The organism is Rugosimonospora africana, assembly GCF_016862975.1.
Lineage (GTDB): Bacteria > Actinomycetota > Actinomycetes > Mycobacteriales > Micromonosporaceae > Rugosimonospora > Rugosimonospora africana.
The window spans coordinates 24,823-42,468 of sequence record NZ_BONZ01000086.1; the positions used below are offsets into that span (position 1 = coordinate 24,823).

The window sequence follows — 17,646 nt, forward strand, 5'->3', positions numbered from 1 at the left end:
CTGGCGTCGTCGTCCTCCTCGGCCGTCCCGTCGATGGGAATCACGATTTATGGATGCGGCCGGGACGAGGTCGTCTTGTTCAGGGAGCTGGCGCCCCGCTTCGGCGTACTGCCGACCATCACCGAGGAGGCGGTGTCCGAAGCCAATGTCGAGCTGGCCTCGGGGAACCGGTGCGTGAGCGTCGGCCACAAGACTCAGGTCACAGACTCCGCTCTTCTCGCGCTGAGTCAGGCCGGCGTGGAGTACATCTCCACGAGAAGCATCGGATACAACCACATCGATGTGAAATACGCGGAGAGCGTCGGCATCGCGGTGGGAAACGTCGCCTACTCGCCCGACAGCGTGGCGGATTACACGCTGATGCTCATGCTGATGGCGGTGCGACATGCGAAAACCATCATCCGCCGTGCGGAGACTCATGACTACAGGCTGAATGAGGTACGCGGTAAAGAACTGCGCGACCTGACCGTCGGGGTGATCGGGACCGGACGCATCGGCACAGCGGTCATGGACAGGCTGCGGGGTTTTGGCTGCCGAATACTGGCCTACGACAACCGTCCGGGCACCGCTGCCCATTACGTCCCTCTCGATGAGCTGTTGCAGCAGAGCGACGTTGTCACGCTCCACACCCCACTGACCGCGGACACGCACCACCTCCTCGACCGTCGACGTATCGAGCGGATGCGGCACGGCGCGTTCATTGTCAATACCGGACGCGGTTCACTTCTTGATACCGGGGCCCTCATCGCGGCACTGGAAAGCGGCAGATTGGGCGGTGCGGCGCTGGACGTCATCGAAGGAGAGGAAGGAATATTCTACGCGGACTACAGAAACAGAACCATCGAGAGCAAGCCGCTGTTGCGGCTGCAGCAGCTGCCGAATGTGATCGTCAGTCCGCACACCGCGTATTACACGGACCACGCCCTCAGGGACACCGTTGAAAACTCCATCGTCAACTGTCTAAAATTCGAAAGCGGAAAGCAGCATGGATAGGTTGAGAATCGGAATCGTCTTCGGGGGTTGTTCCGAAGAGCACCCCATCTCCGTCAAGTCCGCGCAGGAGATCGCAAGAAATCTGGACACGGAAAAGTATGAGCCGTTCTACGTCGGGATCACGAAGAGTGGGGCTTGGAAGCTCTGCGACGGTCCGGGCGCACACTGGGAAGACGGCAGTTGCCGTCCGGCCGTGCTGTCACCGGATCGAAGCGTCCACGGGTTGCTTGTCCTGGACCAGGGACGATACGAGACGATCACTCTGGACCTGGTGTTTCCCGTCCTGCACGGCAAACTCGGCGAAGACGGTGCGGTGCAAGGTCTGCTGGACCTCTCCGGCATCCCGTACGCGGGCTGCGACATCCAGAGTTCTGCCCTGTGCATGGACAAGTCCCTCGCGTACACCGTCGCGAGGAGCGCGGGAATCGCGACGCCGAATTTCTGGACCGTCACGGCGGACGAGGACATCGACCCCGAGCGGCTCACCTATCCCGTCTTCGTGAAACCGGCCCGTTCGGGTTCATCTTTCGGCGTCAGCAAGGTACGCCGGAAGGAAGAACTGCTGGATGCGGTGAAAATCGCGAGGCAGTACGACTCGAAGGTGTTAATCGAGGAGGCTGTGGTCGGCAGCGAGGTCGGCTGTGCCATCCTGGGCAACGATCCGGACCTGATCGCGGGCGAGGTAGACCGAATCGCTCTGTCTCATGGCTTTTTCAGGATCCATCAGGAGACTGAGCCCGAAAGCGGCTCTGAGAACTCGACACCGATCGTTCCCGCTGACATCCCGGCAGAGTCACGCTCGCTCGTCCGGGAGACGGCGAAGGCCATCTATCGCGCACTGGGATGCCGGGGACTGTCGCGGGTGGACATGTTCCTCAAGGAGGACGGGACGGTGGTCCTCAACGAGGTCAACACCCTGCCCGGCATGACCTCGTACAGCCGTTATCCCAGAATGATGGCGGCCGCCGGATTGCCGCTTGCCGAGGTGATCGACCGGATCGTGTCGCTGACGTTGACGGGGAACGGACGATGAAAGACGACTTCGTCTTTGTGGACGAGTTTGTCCCTGGAATACGCTGGGATGCCAAGTATGCCACCTGGGACAACTTCGCGGGCAAGCCGGTGGACGGATACGTGGCAAATCGAATTGTCGGCACGAAGGCCCTGTGCGCGGCCCTGGAAAGAGCGCAGAAGAGGGCCGCGTCCCTTGGTTTCGGCCTGCTCCTCTGGGACGGTTACCGGCCGCAACGCGCCGTGGACTGCTTTCTGCGCTGGTCGGAAGCGCCGGAGGACGGCCGGACGAAACTACGGCACTATCCGAATATTCTCAGACCCGAGGTTTTCGAAAGGGGATATGTGGCCGCCAGATCGGGCCACAGCCGGGGCAGTACCGTCGACTTGACGCTCTATGACCTGACGACCGGTGAACTCGCTCCCATGGGCGGTGACCATGATCTGATGGATCCGATCTCGCATCATGGAGCGAAGGGGATCGCACCGGCCGAAGCGCGGTGCCGTCGGTACCTTTGCTCGATCATGGAGGACTGCGGTTTCGATCGGTACGACTGCGAGTGGTGGCATTACACGCTGAAAGACGAACCCTATCCGGACACGTATTTTGACTTCCCCATCATATAGTCGGGCCGGCCAAAGAAGCTTGCCAAAAGGCTTGCCACAGCGATCCGTTTCGACCGGCGTCTCCGGTGTGGGCGCACCGCAGACGCTGACAGGGGAAGGCATGCAGATACGACTGGCGCGCACCACCGACGCCGCGGCCATCAACGAACTGCTCCACCAGCTGGGCTATCCCCAGGTCGGCGCCGCGACAACAGCGATCCGAATCAAGACCTGGGGTGACGACCTCTCCAGCGCGGCCTATGTGGCCGATGCCGACGGCGACATTCTCGGCCTCGTCGCGGTCCACGTCTGTCCGTTCTTCGAACGCACCGGCTCCTGGGGGCGGATCGTGGCGCTGATCGTCGACGACCAGGCACGCGGCGAGGGCGTCGGCGGTCAGCTCGTCACGGCGGCGGAATCGTTCGCGACCAGTCGCGGATGCGTCCGCATGGAGGTCACCAGCGGAGATCACCGCCGAGGCGCGCACGAGTTCTACCGGCGCCGCGGTTACCTCGACCAGGCAGGAAGGTCGTCCCGGTTCCTATGCGATCTCGACGACACCACCCGGTCATGAGGACCAGATACCGTCGACCACGGTGGTGACGGTGCGGTAGCGGGGCGATGTGGCGACGGCGGGATCCCGATGGCCGCGACATACTCGTACGGGTGGTTGTCGGGGAGGATGAGCGGCTGGTCGGCCACGGCGGCATCGTGGGTCTCGCCGTCGGACTGCTGCTGGTCGGTGGCGCACTGTCGACATTCGGCCCGGGTGGCGACCCGGCGCTGTCGGTGGTCGCGACGGTGGTGCTGACCGCCGTTGCCGGGTGCTGGCTCGCCGCCTTGGCGCTCCCGCGCTTCAGCTGGGCGGGTCGGCCGGCGTTGCCAGTGGTCTACTACGCCGGCCTTCTCGTGGTCTTGTCGGTGCTCGTGATGCGTAGCCCGTGGTTCATGGTGGTGTCGTGGGTCGCGTGCGTCTACGCCTTCCTCCTGTTCGAGGCCCGCTGGGCGTTCGCCGGCGCCGCCGCGGCCGGGGTGGCGTTGACGGTGGCTCAGGCCGGGTCGCCGGTACCGGAATCGAGGCAGTCTCTGCCCCTGTTCCTGATCAGCCTGGTCGCACCGCTGCTCGCGGCCGGCTGGTACCTCGGCCGGGAGAGCGACGCGCGACGGCGGCTGATCGACCGCCTGACCCTCGCGAACCGCGAGCTGGCCGCGTCGTCGGCGGCGAACGCGGCGTTGCAGGACCGGCTGCTGGCGCAGTCCTGCGCGGCCGGCGTACAGCAGGAACGGCAACGGATGGCCCGGGAGATCCACGACACGTTGGCGCAGGACCTGTCCGCCGTGGTGGCACAGCTGGAGGTGGCGTTGTCAGCCGATCCCGGAGAACAGGGCTGGCGGGCCAGGGTGACGCAGGCACGTGACCTGGCACGGGACGGGTTGGTCGAGGCGCGCAGATCGGTACGGGCAATGGGACCCCGGCCGCTGGACACGGCGGCGCTTCCCGAGGCACTGCACCGGCTGGTGGACCAGTGGCGCGAGCGAGCCGGAGTCGACGCGTCCTGCCGGGTCGACGACGACCTGCCGGCGCTGCCCGACCGGGCCGAGGCGGAGCTGCTGCGGGTGGCGCAGACGGCCCTGGCGAACGTCGCCGAGCACGCTCACGCGTCGCGGGTGCGGGTCTCGCTGTCGAGCGTCGGCGACGCGGTGCTGTTGGACGTCCGCGACGACGGCGCGGGCTTTGACCCGGCCCACGCCGTGGCCGGTACGGCGGACCGCGGGTTCGGGATCGGCGGCATGCGGCAGCGGCTGGGCGAGGTCGGTGGCCACCTGGAAATCGAGAGTGCGCCGGGTGCGGGTACCGCGGTCTGCGCGAGGGTGCCGATCGGCTCCGGGGTGAGCTGATGGGCGAGCTGGTGAACGACGGGATCCGGGTACTGGTCGTCGACGACCATCCGGTGTTCCGGGACGGCCTGCGCCAGCTGCTGCGCGGCAGCGGGGAGTTCACGGTCGTCGCGGAGGCCGCCGACGGGCTGGAGGCGCTGGCCTACGTGCAGCGGAATCCGGTACACGTCGTGTTGATGGACCTGCACATGCCACGGATGGACGGGGTGACGGCGACCGCCCGGCTGCGTGAGGTCGCGCCGCAGACCCGGGTACTCGTGCTCAGCACGTACGACACCGACGCCGACGTTCTGCCGGCCATCGAGTCCGGTGCCACCGGGTACCTGCTCAAGGACGCCTCACGGGCGGAGTTGCTGGCGGCGGTGCGCGCCGCCGCGAAGGGCGAATCCATGCTCTCCCCGTCGGTCGCTCGTCGGGTCCTCGGCCGGCTCCGGGAGCCGGTGGAGCGGGTACTCAAGCCCCGCGAGGTCGAGCTGCTCCGGCTGGTCGCCGGTGGCGCGACCAACCGTGAGGCCGCCGTCGCCCTGTTCGTGAGCGAGGCCACCGTCAAGGCGTCGCTGCTGCGCGTCTACGAACGCCTCGGCGTGCGCGACCGGGCATCCGCGGTGGCCGAGGCGTACCGGCGGGGCATGCTCTCCTGATCGTGTGGATCCCGTGCCGCGTCCGGCCTGCCGGCGGCGTGTGGCCCCGGCGGCGTGGCCCGCGGGGCGCGGCCACGCCGGGCGCGCCGGCGCAATAGCCGATCGGTGAAAACCTCACCACCTATCGAGAACCGACCGGGAGCCGATGGAGCCCCGCCGCCCGCTCGGCTGCCGTACAGACTGGACGGGTTACGGCAACGAGAGGGGAGATGACCGTGGCAGCCTTCGAGGATCCCGTCATGAGTCGCGGGTCCGGGGTGCACCGCTTCGGGGTGAACGGCAACGGTCGACGGGCGGTCCGGTCCGCCCGGTCGGCCGGCGGACCGGTCACGGCGCGCGGCCTGTCGCCACGTCGCGCACGAGGCCGCCGGGCGCGGGCCGCGGCTGGTGTCGCGTTGCTCGCAGTCGTGACGATCGCGGCGACGACGATCAGCGGGTCGACCGCTGCGGCCGGCGCCGACGCTGGCGCCTCCGCGGGCGTGGTACACACGCGGTCCGGTGCCGTCCGGGGACTCGCGGCCGGTGGCGTCGAGCGATTCCTGGGGCTGCCCTACGCGGCCCCACCCGTGGGAGCGCTGCGCTGGCGGTCGCCGCAGCCAGCACCTACCTGGTCGGGTACCCGCGACGCGACCCGGTCCGGACCGCCGTGTGCCCAGGGCGCCGCGCTGTCCGAAGCCAGCGAGGACTGCCTGTACCTGGACGTCACCGTGCCACGTCAGGCGCCGGCCCCGGCACCCCGACCGGTCATGGTGTGGCTGCACGGCGGCGGCTTCACCCAGGGCGCCGGCGGCGACTACGACCCGACCCGGATGGCGTCGCAGGGCGGGGCCATCGTGGTCACCGTCGACTTCCGGCTGGGCATCTTCGGCTTCTTCGGCCATCCGGGCCTGCCCGGCTCCGGCACCTTCGCGTTGCAGGACCAGCAGGCGGCGCTGCGGTGGGTACGGGACAACATCTCCGCGTTCGGTGGGGACCCGCACAACGTGACGCTGTTCGGTCAGTCCGGTGGTTCGGTGGCCACCTGCGCCCAGCTGACCTCGCCGCCGGCGGCCGGGTTGTTCCAGCGAGTGATCATGGAGAGCGGCACGTGCGCGCTGGACTGGCCGGCCAACTCGGCGGCACTCGGAGACCCCGCGGGATCCTTCTTCAAACCGGTGGCCGCCATCCAGCAGGCCGGTGACTCCGCGGCGGCGGCGGTGGACTGCCAGCGGGACACCGACGCAGCTGAGCTCGCCTGCCTGCGGTCGCTGCCCACGCACGCGCTCGACGACCAGTTCGCCAACTTCGGCGTCGCCGCCACCGGTACGCCCGTGCTGCCCGTGGACCCCGAGACCGCGCTGCGGTCCGGCGCCTTCCACCGGGTACCCGTGCTGTCCGGGCACACCCGGGACGAACACCGGTTGATCGCCGGCATCCTGGCCGCTGCGGGATGGTGGATCGCGCCAGACGAGTACCCGGCACTCATCGAACAGAGCTTCGGTGCCGACGCACCGGCCGTCCTGGCCCGGTACCCGCTGTCGCGCTACGACAACGACGGGGCCCTGGCCTGGTCGGCCGTGTTCACCGACCGGATGTGGAGCTGCACCCAGATCGAGACCGAGAACGCGCTGGCCCGGTATGTGCCCACCTACACCTACGAGTTCGCCGATGAGCACGCCCAGCCGTTCGGCGACCTCCCGCCGGACTTCCCGGCCGGCGCGTCGCACGCGTCCGAGGTGCCGTACCTGTTCGACGTGGCCGGCCGTCCGCCGATCACTGGTGACGGGTACACCGACCAGCAGCGCGGGCTCGCGGCCAGCATGATCGGCTACTGGACCACGTTCGCCCGTACCGGCAATCCCTCCGGACGGGGCGCGGCGTGGCCCGCGACCCGGCCGGCCCACGCGGAGCAGCCCGCGCGACGACTGGCCCCCGGCCCCGGCGGCGTGGCCCCGGTCGACGGCTATGCCGAGCACCAGTGCGCGTTCTGGCAAACGATGCTCTGAGTCTGAGATCGGACCAGCGGCCCGGGCCCCGGGCCGCTGGTCGGTCCGCCGATCGTCAGCTGCCGCTGTGCGGTGACGCCATGGGCAGTCGCACCGTGACAACGAGCCCGCCGGCGGCCCGGGGGCTCAGGGTGAGGGTTCCGTCGTGTGCCTGGGCGATGCTCTTGACGATGGCCAGGCCGAGGCCGACGCCCGCGTGGTCGCTGCGTACGCGTCGGGTGCCGCGCTGAAACGGCTCGACAAGCGTGGAAACCAACTGTGGGGAGAGCTTCTCGCCGGTGTTCTCGACTGTGAGCACCACAGTCGTGGGGTGGACGCTGGTCGTGACCCACACCGTGCCCTGTTCCGGCAGATTGTGGACGATCGCGTTGTGCACGAGGTTCGTGGCCAGCTGCAGCAGGAGCGCGTGTGAGCCGGTGGCGGGGGTCAGGTCGCCGGAGGTCTCGATGGCGATGCCGCGTTTTTCGGCGAGGGGAAGCAGCGTCTCACTGGCCTCTTCCGCGATGAGGGACAGGTCGACGTGTTCCCGGGTGAAGGACCGTTGATCGGCGCGGCTGAGTAGGAGCAACGCCTCGGTGAGGTCGATCGCTCGGGTGTTGACGGCCTGGAGGCGGTCGACAAGTTCGCCGGTGTCGCGGTTCAGATCGTTGCGGGCCACGTCGAGAAGTGTCTGCGTCACCGCCAGCGGGGTGCGCAGTTCGTGGGAGGCGTTGGCCGCAAATCTCTTCTGCTCTTCGACGTGCGCCTCGAGCTGCGCGAGCATGGTGTCGAAGGCATCGGCCAGTTCGCGGAACTCATCGCTGGGGCCTTCCAACTGGATCCGGTGGGAGAGCGATCCATTCGCGGCCCTGCGGGTGGCGTTGGTGATGCGGGTCAGGGGAGCGAGCATGCGGCCGGCGAGAATCCATCCCCCCACGAGACCGAACACCAGCAGGAACGCCAACGCTTCGGCCGCTCGCGGAAGGAAGGCGCGCTGGAGGTCGGAACGGTTGGGAATGTTGGCGCCGGGAATGTGAGAGTGAGGAGGCAACAGGAACTCGCGGTTGGGAACGTACCGCAGGAGGAAGACCCACACGACGGCGAGCAGCAAGGCACCGGCGAGCATGAGGAACCCGGCGTAGCTGAGGGTGAGTTTGAGCCGGACGCTCAGGCCGGGCTGCCTATCCACGGTCCGATTCCTCACGTCCGGTCTCGGGTGCGGTGTCGATGCGGTACCCGACGCCAGGCACGGTGGCGATGATCCAGGGCTCGCCGAGTCGTTTGCGCAGCGCCGAAACCGTGATGCGGACGGCGTTGGTGAACGGGTCGGCGTTCTCGTCCCACGCCCGTTCCAGGAGTTCTTCGGCGCTGATCACACCGCCCTCGGCGGCGACGAGAACTTCGAGTACCGCGAACTGCTTCCTGGTCAGCGCGACGTACCGGCCGTCCCGGAAGACCTCGCGGCGGAACGGATCCAGACGCAGACCCGCGATCTCCCGCACCGGCGGCCTGTTGTGGGCGCGCCTGCGGTCGAGTGCTCTGAGCCGGAGTACGAGTTCCCGGAGCTCGAACGGCTTGGTGAGGTAGTCGTCGGCGCCGAGCTCGAACCCGGAGACCTTGTCGTCGAGCCGGTCGGCAGCGGTGAGCATCAGGATCGGCATGCCACTGCGGGAGGCGACGATGCTTTCGGCGATCTCGTCACCGGACGGCCCGGGAACGTCGCGGTCGAGGACGGCGATGTCGTAGGCGTTGATGCTCAGCAACTCCAGGGCGGTGTCGCCGTCACCGGCGATGTCCGCCGCTATCGCTTCCAGGCGCAGCCCATCGCGGATGGCCTCCGCCATGTAGGGCTCGTCCTCGACGACCAACACACGCATGCTCCCGATGCTACAAACCGTCAGATATCGTCGGCATACCGAAAACCACATACGTGCCGGCGACACCGCGCCGCCTTGACTGGCGGCATGAGCCAGACGGCATCGGCGCCCCCGCCCGGCGACGTCTTTCACGGCGACCGCGGTGACACGACTACCGATGATGACCACGCCGTTACCGAGAATGACGGCGCCCTTCCCGGCGGCGTGACCGTGTTTGATGACCGGTATCCCGGCGTGGCCAACCTCGACCCCGATCTGCTCCGCGCCCTGCGCGAGGCGGCGACCGACGCCGCAGCCGACGGCATCGAGTTCTGCGTCAACAGCGGATGGCGGTCCCCGGAGTACCAGAATCGGCTTCTTCGCGACGCGATAGCGAAGTACGGCTCGGACGAGGAGGCCGCCCGGTGGGTCGCCACCACGGACACGTCCGCTCACGTGTCCGGGAACGCGGTCGACATCGGGCACGCCGATGCCACGGCGTGGCTGTCCGCACACGGTGCCAGGTATGGACTGTGCCAGATCTACCGCAACGAGCCCTGGCACTACGAACTGCGCCCCGAGGCGATTGGGCGTGGCTGCCCTCCCATGTACGCCGACCCCACGCACGATCCGAGGATGCGGCGCTGACACTGCCGCCGCGCGGGCCGCCGGCGGCCTCCCTGCGAGTTGGTCGAGTCTGTGCCGACGATTCATCCGCTCGCCAAATGCGGATTCAACACTCGGGCGGTACCGCCCCTGATCGTCTGCGAGGACGGTCCCGGTACGACCCTGCTGCGGGGCATCACCGCCAAGGGTGAGATCTTTCCGATCGCTTCCTCGGTCGATCTCGTGAACGATGTGACCGGTCCGACGTTCAGCCCGGACGGCAGCATCCTGTTCCTCAACATCATGGGTGAGGACCCGCCGAACCAGCCGGCCATGTCGTTCGCGGTCTGGGGTCCCTGGCGCAAGTACGCCTGAGTGGCCCGCCGTTCGGGAGGCGACGAGGCTGCGGTCTGACGATCTGACGTCAGACCGCAGCCTCGTTCAGGCCGCTACCCGTGTCAGAGTCTGGATTCACGCCTCCGGGGCGATAAGCGAAGAAACCTCGGCAAATGCTGCGAACCCGACAGGGATTAGTACCCATTATGTGATGATTCTTCCCATCGGGGCTTGTGGCGCTCAGTGGTCGAATCAGGAAGCCCGCCGCCGGTATGCGTCGTTCCGCGCGTACCCGTGATGCGGAGGCAGCCAAGGGGACGGATAGACGGCTCCGACAACCATTCACGGGAGGGAACGGCATGATCAGTGTGCGTAGGCAGACGTTGGCGGTCCTGGCTGTCGGCGTTGTCGTGGCTGTCGGCGGTGCCGGCAACGCGGCGTCGGCGGCGGCAGCCGATCAGGGGGCACCACCGAACACGAGCGCGGCGAACGACACCAGCAAGGCGTCCGCCGAGGGCAAAAAGTCCGACGGCGACAAGGGGAAGAAGGCCCCGCGCTTCGAGGTCCGCAACCAGGTGTCGGATCAGGCGGAGCGCGACCCCGCGGTCGTCGATCCGGACGCGGTCAACACCTGGGGACTGGCCTTCGGGCCGGCGCCCACCACCCCACTGTGGGTGGCGAACAACGGCACCAACACGGCCACCGTCTACACCGGTGGCGTCAACGGCGCGCCCGTCGTGAAGTCTGACCTCACCGTCGACATCCCCGGTGGCGCGCCGACCGGTGAGGTGTTCAACGACACCGACGGTTTCGACGTGCCCGGGGCCGGCAACGACAAGCCGGCCACCTTCATCTGGGTCAGCGAGGGCGGCGACGTCACCGCGTGGAACCCGGACGCTGGGACCGAGGCGGTTCAGGTCGCGCACGTGGACGGCGCGGTCTACAAGGGGGCCACCCTCCTGAAGACCAAGTTCGGCAACTTCCTCCTCGCCGCCGACTTCCACGACGCGCGGATCGACATCTTCGACGAGAACTTCAACAAGCTTGAACTGAAGGACTCGCCGTTCAGCGACGACAACATTCCCGACGGGTTCGCGCCGTTCAACATCGTGGCGTTCGGCGACAAGGTATATGTGTCCTACGCCAAGCAGGACGCTGACGCGATGGACGACGTGGCCGGTCCCGGAAACGGGTTCGTCGACCTGTTCACGAAGAACGGCTCGAAGGTGCAGCGCATCGCCAGCCGGGGGACCCTGAACTCCCCGTGGGGACTGGCCTTCGCGCCGGACAGCTTCGGTCGCTTCGCCGGCGACCTGTTGGTCGGCAACTTCGGTGACGGCCGGATCAACGTCTTCGACGGGAAGAAGTTCGAGGGGCAGTTGAAGGACGAGAACGGTGAGCCCATCACTCTCGATGGCCTCTGGGCCCTGCTGCCGGGCACCGAGGCCACCGGCGGCGAATCGACGGTGTGGTTCAGCTCCGGACCCGACGACGAGCAGCACGGATTGGTGGGCCAGCTGATTCCAGAGGACAACTGACCGGACCGCATGCGCGACGCCGCGTCTCACCGAGCGTGAGGCGCGGCGTCCCGCGCGGCCCCGGAGACGCTGGAATGTGGACCGCTCTGGCCGCCGATGAGGGCGCCCCCACTCCCCGGACGCCGCCGTCCATAATGGGCCGGTGCTCGATCTGCCAGAGGGGCGGGTGCGCCTGCCGGGCCGCCAACTGCGGGAGCTGCGCCGGTTGGCCGCGCAGGGGCGGCCGCATCCCGATCGCGCCGTGCGGCACCGTGCGGTGGCGTGGGCTCGCCGCCCCGCGCCGTCGCCCGGTCGGATAGCGGCGACCGTCGTCACCGGCACCCTCGGCGCGGCCGCTCTCGCCATCGGAGCGATGGGCGGGGCCGGCGTCCTGATCGTCCTGCTCGGCCTGCCGCTGACCCTGATCGCCGCAGCCCTGGCCGCCGGGCCGCCGCGGGCCGCCCTCATCCACCGGATCAACCTCGCCGCGTTGCTGGACGACCTGGCGGTACCGGCGCGGCCGCTCGAGGTCGTCGGGCCCGTCCGTCGGCGCCTGCCGCACCAGCTGTCGGTGTCGGGAGTGCTGGTGGCCAACGCGGTGGCCGGTGCGGTCGCCCGCGCCTACTCCGTGACGCTGTTCTGCCTTGTCGTGGCCGTGCTCGCGGTCGCCGTCGGCCGCATGCGCACGTCGCCGGCGCTGCCGGTACGGCTGGACGAGACCGGACTGCGCCTGTCCGGTGATGGCGTAGGGGTGCCGTGGACCGGGATCGACGCCGTGGAGCTGGCGTCCAGTGTGGACCCGTTCTTCCTGGGCGTCAGGTGGCGGCTGCCGGTCCAGGCGCCGCCCGGCCGGATTCCGGCCGCATCGGGCGGGCGCGCACCGGGTTCGGGGCGCCCGCTCGAACTCTGGCTGGATCCGCGCGACCATCCGCCCGAGGCGATCGTGCTCACCTCGCGCGCCTACCTGGCGGCCAAGCCGACCGCGGAAGACCCGCCGCCCATAGCTTGACCGTGCCGCACATTCCCGCGGCGGCGTAGGGCGGCGGGTCGAGGGTGCTCGCGGGTCACCGGAAGCGGGCGCCGAGGACGACACCGACGATGAGGGCGACGACGCCGAAGCCGACCCAGGCGGCGACGACGGCGCCTAACCCGATCAGAGGCCGGAGCGCGTTCCCCTCGGCCGCCGGGGTAGCCGGGGCGTCGGTGACGCCGGCGGCGTTGTCGCCGCCGCCGGCGACGGTGGCGCTCGGACTGCCGGTGGGCGCGGCACTCGGGCCGGTGGAAGCGGCATGCGAGCCGGTGGGCGTGGCGTGCGGGCCGGCGGTCGTGGCATGCGGTCTGGTGGGCGTGGTGTGCGGGCTGGTGGGCGTGGTGTGCTTGGGCGGGGCCGGGTTCGAGATGCGGATCTCGCCGTGCGCCGCCGGGGTCCCGCCCTCACAGTGCTGTTCGAACGTGGCGTCGAAGGTCTGCACATAGCCGTTGGGACCGAAGACGGCCTTGATGACGGTGAAGGAACCGGTCAGTTCGTTGCATCCCCGTCCGTCGCCGCTCAGGTCCAGGCCCGGGCCGGTGCCGTTGAACGGGTACCGGTGCGCGCTTGCGTAGGTGCCCGGGGCGAGGACCTTCGTGCCCGGTGCGTCCACGTCGAGCGTCCACGTGTCGCCGTTGTACGCGTTGATCGAGACGCTGACCGCGCTGCCGCTCGAGCTGGAGACGCTCAGCCCGTCGCCGTTGCCGGTGGAGTACGAGTACGACTTGCCCTGGCTGATGTAGTCGCCGGAGTCCCCGCTGAAGCTCAGGGATCCGGTGGTGACTGCCTGCGCATGGGCCGTGCCGGACAGGAGCAGCCCACCGGCGGCTGCCGCGAGCGACAGGGCAACGGTCAGGACGCGCCGCCGCCATAGCATCTTCATGCTCTTCCCTCCCACGTCGATGAGCGTGTCTCGTCGCCGTGTGCGTGGCGTCGGCCAGGAACCCGGCCTCGACCAGCAGGTCATACTGGCATGCGAGGGCTGTCCGGCTCACCGCGGGGATGGTTGCGGCGCAGCGGAGTCGGACATGTGCGAATCTGCCGGACCCTGGTAGACAACCCGGTCTGGAGCGGACTCCCGGTCAACTCCTCACGGCGGCGAGTGGCAGGATGCTACGCCGGAGGTCTGTGGCGTTCATGAATGTATCCGGCAACGTTGTCGTGGCTGTCGCGGGCGGCCTGGTGTGCCTGGTCGCCGTCGTGGCGATCGGGTGGGGCGTGCTGTCGTACAACAGGCTGGTGCGCCGGCGCAATCAGGTGTCCGCGGCCTGGGCGCAGATCGACGTGCAACTCCGGCGGCGGTACGACCTGATACCGAATCTGGTCGAGACGGTGAAGGGGTACGCCGCCCACGAGCGGGGCACCCTGGACGCCGTGGCGTGGGCACGCGACGGGGCGATCGCCGCCACCGCCGCCGAACCGGCGGCCCGTGCCCACGCCGAGAACGCGCTGAGCCAGGCCGTGGGCCGGCTGTTCGCACTCGCCGAGGCATACCCGGCGTTGAGGGCCAGCGCGAACTTCCTCGGACTGCAGGGCGAGCTGAGCGGTACCGAGGACAAAATCGCGTATGCCCGGCAGTTCTACAACAGCGCGGTGCAGACGTACAACACGTCGATCCAGTCGATCCCCACCAACCTCATCGCTCGCATCGGCGGCTTCCGCGGCCGGGATCTGTTCCAGGCCGCGGGCGAGGAGCGCGGCCCGGTTCTGGTGCGGTTCCAGGGATGACCACGAGTCAGTTGGCCGCGACCGGCCTCGCGGTCGCATCGGTCGGCGTGTGGGTGGCGGCGTACCTGGTGGCCCTGCTCGTCACCCGGCCGGCCCGCCCCGAGCCGGCACCGCCGACGCAGGACCTCGGCCCCGAGCCGCCGGCCGTGGCCAGCCTGCTCGCCGGCGGCTGGGTGGTGACCGAGGACGCGGGCGAGGCGACGCTGATCGACCTGGCCGCGCGGCGCTACCTCGAGTTCCGCCAGCCGGGCAACGACCCGGTACAGACCACGGTGCACGTGCGCGATCCGCGACCCGCCGGGCTCAACCGGTACGAGCGGATGATTTTCGATCGGGTGTGTTCGCTGGCGGTCAACGGCGTCGTGCCGCTGACCGCCCTGACGTTTCGGGACCCCGCTCAGGCCACCCGGTTCGGCAGGCGGGTACACGCGGCCGTGGTCGCGGACTGCCGCGCGCGGGGGTTGTCCCGGCGCCGGTTCGGGCCGACCGAGTTGACCGTCCTCAACGTGCTCGCGGTCGTGTGCGGGTTCGGCGTCGCGGTAGCGGTACTGCTGCTGACCGACCACGCGAAGGGCGGCCCCTCCCTCAAGGCCGCGTTCGCGGCGTGGTTGTTCGGCGCGGTGTTGCTCGCCGGCTTCGGCAACCGGTCGATCGGCGAGCGGGACACCCCGGCCGGACGGGCGGCCTGCGCACGCTGGCTGGGCGTGAAGACCTGGCTGCGCAACACGGAGGAGTTGGCGAGCCTTCCACCGGCCGCGGTCGCGGTCTGGGACCGGTACCTGGCCTACGGCGCGGCGCTGGGCGCGGCTCGAACCACCAGCGTGGTGATCGACCTCGGCATGGGCAACCGGCGACGGGTCTGGTCCTCCTACGGCGGCAGGTGGCAGCGGGTACGGGTGCGGTACCCGCGCTTCTGGCCCCGGTACGGCAGGCAGACCCGGTATTTCGCTATCGAGAGCGTCCTGCTCATCGTCGGCGGTGGGCTGCTGATCGGCCTCGGTACCGGAAGCGTCACCACCGTCCTCGGCGTGCTCGCGCTCTGCGGCGGCCTGTACGTGCTGGCACGGGCGGTCGTCGACGCGACCAACCCTGTCACGGTCACCGGACAGGTGCTCTGGTGCCAGAAATGGCGCACCAAACAGGAATCCAGGGACACCCGCGTCCCGTGGCTGCACTACCTGGCTGTCCACGACGGTACCGGGGACACGACCACCGCGTGGGGTCTGCCCAGCGAGTGGACCGGGCGGTGCGGTGCGGGAGACGCGGTACGGATGTCGGTCCGCCGCTGGAGCCGGCGGGTCGTCGCCCTCGACCTGGTGGCGCACGGCCCGGTACCGCATCAGAAGGAGGCGGGCCCGGTCTCGGTGGACACCGAGTCCCTGATCGCCGCGGAGTTGGGCGTGTCCACCCTGCGGGGTGCCGGCGGGACGCCACTGCCCTCGGCCGGGCTGCTGCTGACCGCCGACGAGGTGAGCCGGGCGGTGGGGGTACCGGTGACCATGCGGGGAGTCGGCGATCCGGGCTCGCGGCGGGTGGCCGCGAACATGGTCCGGTTCGAGGCTCCGGACGGCCGGACGCTGGTGACCCTGGAGATGGGCGACGGTACCGGCGGAAAGCTGTCCATGATGTTCCACCGGCGCAATCCGCCGCTGCCGGGAATCGGTGACGAGGCGTACGGCGGGGACCGGTGGGCGGTGGGCCGCAAGGGCGCCGTCGTGGTCAGCGTGTCGGCGCGGACCAACCCGTTCCCGGTCGACCCGCGCAACCTGTACTGGCTGCTCTCCATCGCGGTGTCCCGGCTGTCGCTGCCCACCGCCCCGGCTCCCTGGGCGGGGTGACCGCTCACACCGAGCCGGAATCAACATCAACCGACAAGACATTGACGGATTGCGTTGGATTACCGTCGCGCGGTACCTTGTTCGCACCGCAACAGGTCTCTAGCCGGGCCTCGGGCAGTTCATGGCAACGTCCCTATCGCGTCGCGCCCCTCGCGCCGCCGCCGGGACGTGGATCCGGGCGCACACATCGTTGTGAGCCGCCATTTCCCGAGGTAGGTCATGAAGAAGAAACTCACCATTGCCGGCGCCGCCGTCCTCACGCTCGCCGCGTCCGTGTTCATGTTCGTCCGGCCGGCCTCCGCGGCGGTCGGGCTGCATGTCAGCGGACGCAACATCGTCGAGGCCAACGGGCAGACGTTCGTCATGCGCGGGATCAGCCATGAGCACACCTGGTTCGCCAACCAGACCAGCTCGTTCGCGAACATCAAGTCGCTGGGCGCCAACACCGTGCGGGTGGTGCTCAGCGGCGGCCGGTGGACGGCCAACACCGCCAGCGACGTGGCCAACGTGGTGTCGCTGTGCAAGCAGAACCGGCTGATCTGCGTGCTGGAAGACCACGACACCACCGGGTACGGCGAGGACGGCGCGGCCTACACGCTGGATCAGGCGGTCAACTACTGGATCAGCCTGAAGAGCGTGCTGACCGGCCAGGAGAACTACATCGTCATCAACATCGGCAACGAGCCGATCGGCAACAACAACCCCGGCCAGTGGACGAGCGCCACCACCGCCGCGATCCAGAAGATGCGCGCCAACGGCTTCGAGCACCTGCTCATGGTCGACGCGCCGAACTGGGGCCAGGACTGGCAGTTCACGATGCGGGACAACGCGCAGACCGTGCTCGACGCCGACACCCAGCACAACACGGTGCTGTCCATCCACATGTACGACGTGTTCAACACCGCGTCGTCCATCACCTCATACCTGGACGCCTTCCAGAGCAAGGGATGGCCGCTGGTCATCGGCGAGTTCGGGTGGCAGGCGACCTCCAGCAACGTGGACGACCAGACCGTGATGGCACAGGCGGTCTCCCGGGGCATCGGCTACCTCGGCTGGTCCTGGGAGGGCAACAACGACCCGATCCTGGACATGGTGACGAACTGGGACCCCCAGCAGCTCACCACCTGGGGTCAGCGAATCTTCAACGGTACCAACGGAATCAAGGCTACCGCCAAGGAAGCCAGCATCTACCGCGGTGGCACCCCGCCGCCGAACAGCCCGTCGCCGACCCCGTCGCGTACCACGGCCAGCCCGTCGCCCACTCCGTCACGGACCACCGCTCCTCCGACGGGTGGGTGCACGGCGACGTACTCGCTCACCGGGCAGTGGCCGGGCGGCTTCCAGGCCGAGGTGAAGGTGACCGCGGGATCCGCCGCCATCAAGGGTTGGACGGCGACCTGGACGTTCGCCAACGGCCAGGCGGTGACCCAGGCGTGGAACGCCACGGTGACCTCCAGCGGATCCAGTGTGACCGCACGCAACGTCAGCTACAACGGCAGCCTCGGCGCGGGGGCCAGCACCACCTTCGGCTTCCTCGGATCGTCGAACGGCACGAACAGCGTGCCGGCCGTCTCCTGCGCCGCGAGCTAGTTCGCGGCACCGGTACCGGGGTCGGGCGTCC

At 68.9% G+C, this 17,646-nt stretch carries 17 protein-coding genes; 14 read left to right on the top strand and 3 right to left on the bottom strand.

From position 1 onward, the window contains the following. Positions 1-33 precede the first annotated feature (33 nt). The 7 genes from vanH (at position 34) to Raf01_RS39925 (ending at position 7,135) form a co-directional block, all read left to right on the top strand. Positions 34-993, top strand: coding sequence for a D-lactate dehydrogenase VanH (vanH, locus tag Raf01_RS39895; RefSeq protein ID WP_203923374.1), 960 nt, complete (start codon positions 34-36; stop codon positions 991-993). Continuing rightward, on the top strand, positions 986-2,026 hold the full coding sequence (vanA-Sc, locus tag Raf01_RS39900) for a D-alanine--(R)-lactate ligase VanA-Sc (RefSeq protein ID WP_203923317.1): 1,041 nt from the start codon (positions 986-988) through the stop codon (positions 2,024-2,026). Before vanH ends, vanA-Sc begins: the two co-directional genes overlap by 8 nt. Continuing rightward, a complete protein-coding gene (vanX, locus tag Raf01_RS39905) occupies positions 2,023-2,631 on the top strand; it encodes a D-Ala-D-Ala dipeptidase VanX (RefSeq protein WP_203923318.1) in 609 nt (202 codons plus the stop codon). The genes vanA-Sc and vanX overlap by 4 nt, the downstream gene beginning before the upstream one ends. 67 nt (positions 2,632-2,698) lie before the next feature. Beyond that, positions 2,699-3,184, top strand: a complete 486-nt coding sequence (locus Raf01_RS39910) for a GNAT family N-acetyltransferase (RefSeq protein ID WP_239134329.1) — start codon at positions 2,699-2,701, stop codon at positions 3,182-3,184. Positions 3,185-3,276: 92 nt separating this feature from the next. Beyond that, positions 3,277-4,509, top strand: a complete 1,233-nt coding sequence (locus tag Raf01_RS39915) for a sensor histidine kinase (protein WP_203923319.1) — start codon at positions 3,277-3,279, stop codon at positions 4,507-4,509. Further along, on the top strand, positions 4,509-5,150 hold the full coding sequence (locus tag Raf01_RS39920; RefSeq protein ID WP_203923320.1) for a response regulator transcription factor: 642 nt from the start codon (positions 4,509-4,511) through the stop codon (positions 5,148-5,150). The genes Raf01_RS39915 and Raf01_RS39920 overlap by 1 nt, the downstream gene beginning before the upstream one ends. 209 nt (positions 5,151-5,359) lie before the next feature. After that, a complete protein-coding gene (locus Raf01_RS39925) occupies positions 5,360-7,135 on the top strand; it encodes a carboxylesterase/lipase family protein (protein ID WP_203923321.1) in 1,776 nt (591 codons plus the stop codon). A gap of 55 nt (positions 7,136-7,190) precedes the next feature. On the opposite strand, the gene Raf01_RS39930 is transcribed toward Raf01_RS39925, so the two are convergent. Together Raf01_RS39930 and Raf01_RS39935 are read right to left on the bottom strand one after the other, a co-directional pair. Then, positions 7,191-8,303, bottom strand: coding sequence for a sensor histidine kinase (locus Raf01_RS39930; protein ID WP_203923322.1), 1,113 nt, complete (start codon positions 8,301-8,303; stop codon positions 7,191-7,193). Beyond that, complete coding sequence (locus Raf01_RS39935) at positions 8,296-8,991, bottom strand: response regulator transcription factor (protein ID WP_203923323.1); 696 nt, start codon at positions 8,989-8,991, stop codon at positions 8,296-8,298. The genes Raf01_RS39930 and Raf01_RS39935 overlap by 8 nt, the downstream gene beginning before the upstream one ends. Before the next feature lie 87 nt (positions 8,992-9,078). Here Raf01_RS39935 and Raf01_RS39940 point away from each other — a divergent pair, with 87 nt between their 5' ends. The 4 genes from Raf01_RS39940 (at position 9,079) to Raf01_RS39955 (ending at position 12,438) form a co-directional block, all read left to right on the top strand. Further along, positions 9,079-9,618, top strand: coding sequence for a M15 family metallopeptidase (locus tag Raf01_RS39940; RefSeq protein ID WP_203923324.1), 540 nt, complete (start codon positions 9,079-9,081; stop codon positions 9,616-9,618). A 51-nt stretch (positions 9,619-9,669) separates the two neighbouring features. Continuing rightward, positions 9,670-9,951, top strand: coding sequence for a hypothetical protein (locus Raf01_RS39945; protein WP_203923325.1), 282 nt, complete (start codon positions 9,670-9,672; stop codon positions 9,949-9,951). A gap of 320 nt (positions 9,952-10,271) precedes the next feature. Then, positions 10,272-11,450 carry a TIGR03118 family protein gene (locus Raf01_RS39950; protein ID WP_203923326.1) on the top strand — a complete coding sequence of 393 codons (1,179 nt, stop codon included), beginning with the start codon at positions 10,272-10,274 and terminating at the stop codon, positions 11,448-11,450. A gap of 142 nt (positions 11,451-11,592) precedes the next feature. Then, entirely contained in the window at positions 11,593-12,438 is an 846-nt protein-coding gene (locus tag Raf01_RS39955; RefSeq protein ID WP_203923327.1) for a hypothetical protein, read from the top strand. Between the two features lie 55 nt (positions 12,439-12,493). Here the strand turns inward: Raf01_RS39955 and Raf01_RS39960 are convergent, their stop codons facing one another. Next, positions 12,494-13,342 carry a hypothetical protein gene (locus tag Raf01_RS39960; RefSeq protein ID WP_203923328.1) on the bottom strand — a complete coding sequence of 283 codons (849 nt, stop codon included), beginning with the start codon at positions 13,340-13,342 and terminating at the stop codon, positions 12,494-12,496. Between the two features lie 254 nt (positions 13,343-13,596). Here Raf01_RS39960 and Raf01_RS39965 point away from each other — a divergent pair, with 254 nt between their 5' ends. From Raf01_RS39965 to Raf01_RS39975, 3 genes are all read left to right on the top strand, one after another. Then, complete coding sequence (locus Raf01_RS39965) at positions 13,597-14,187, top strand: LemA family protein (RefSeq protein ID WP_203923329.1); 591 nt, start codon at positions 13,597-13,599, stop codon at positions 14,185-14,187. Beyond that, the gene (locus tag Raf01_RS39970; RefSeq protein WP_203923330.1) at positions 14,184-16,025 is read left to right on the top strand and encodes a DUF2207 family protein; all 1,842 of its coding nucleotides are present in this window, start codon (positions 14,184-14,186) and stop codon (positions 16,023-16,025) included. The genes Raf01_RS39965 and Raf01_RS39970 overlap by 4 nt, the downstream gene beginning before the upstream one ends. Positions 16,026-16,244: 219 nt before the next feature. Beyond that, entirely contained in the window at positions 16,245-17,615 is a 1,371-nt protein-coding gene (locus Raf01_RS39975; RefSeq protein ID WP_203923331.1) for a cellulase family glycosylhydrolase, read from the top strand. The last annotated feature ends 31 nt before the right edge of the window (positions 17,616-17,646 follow it).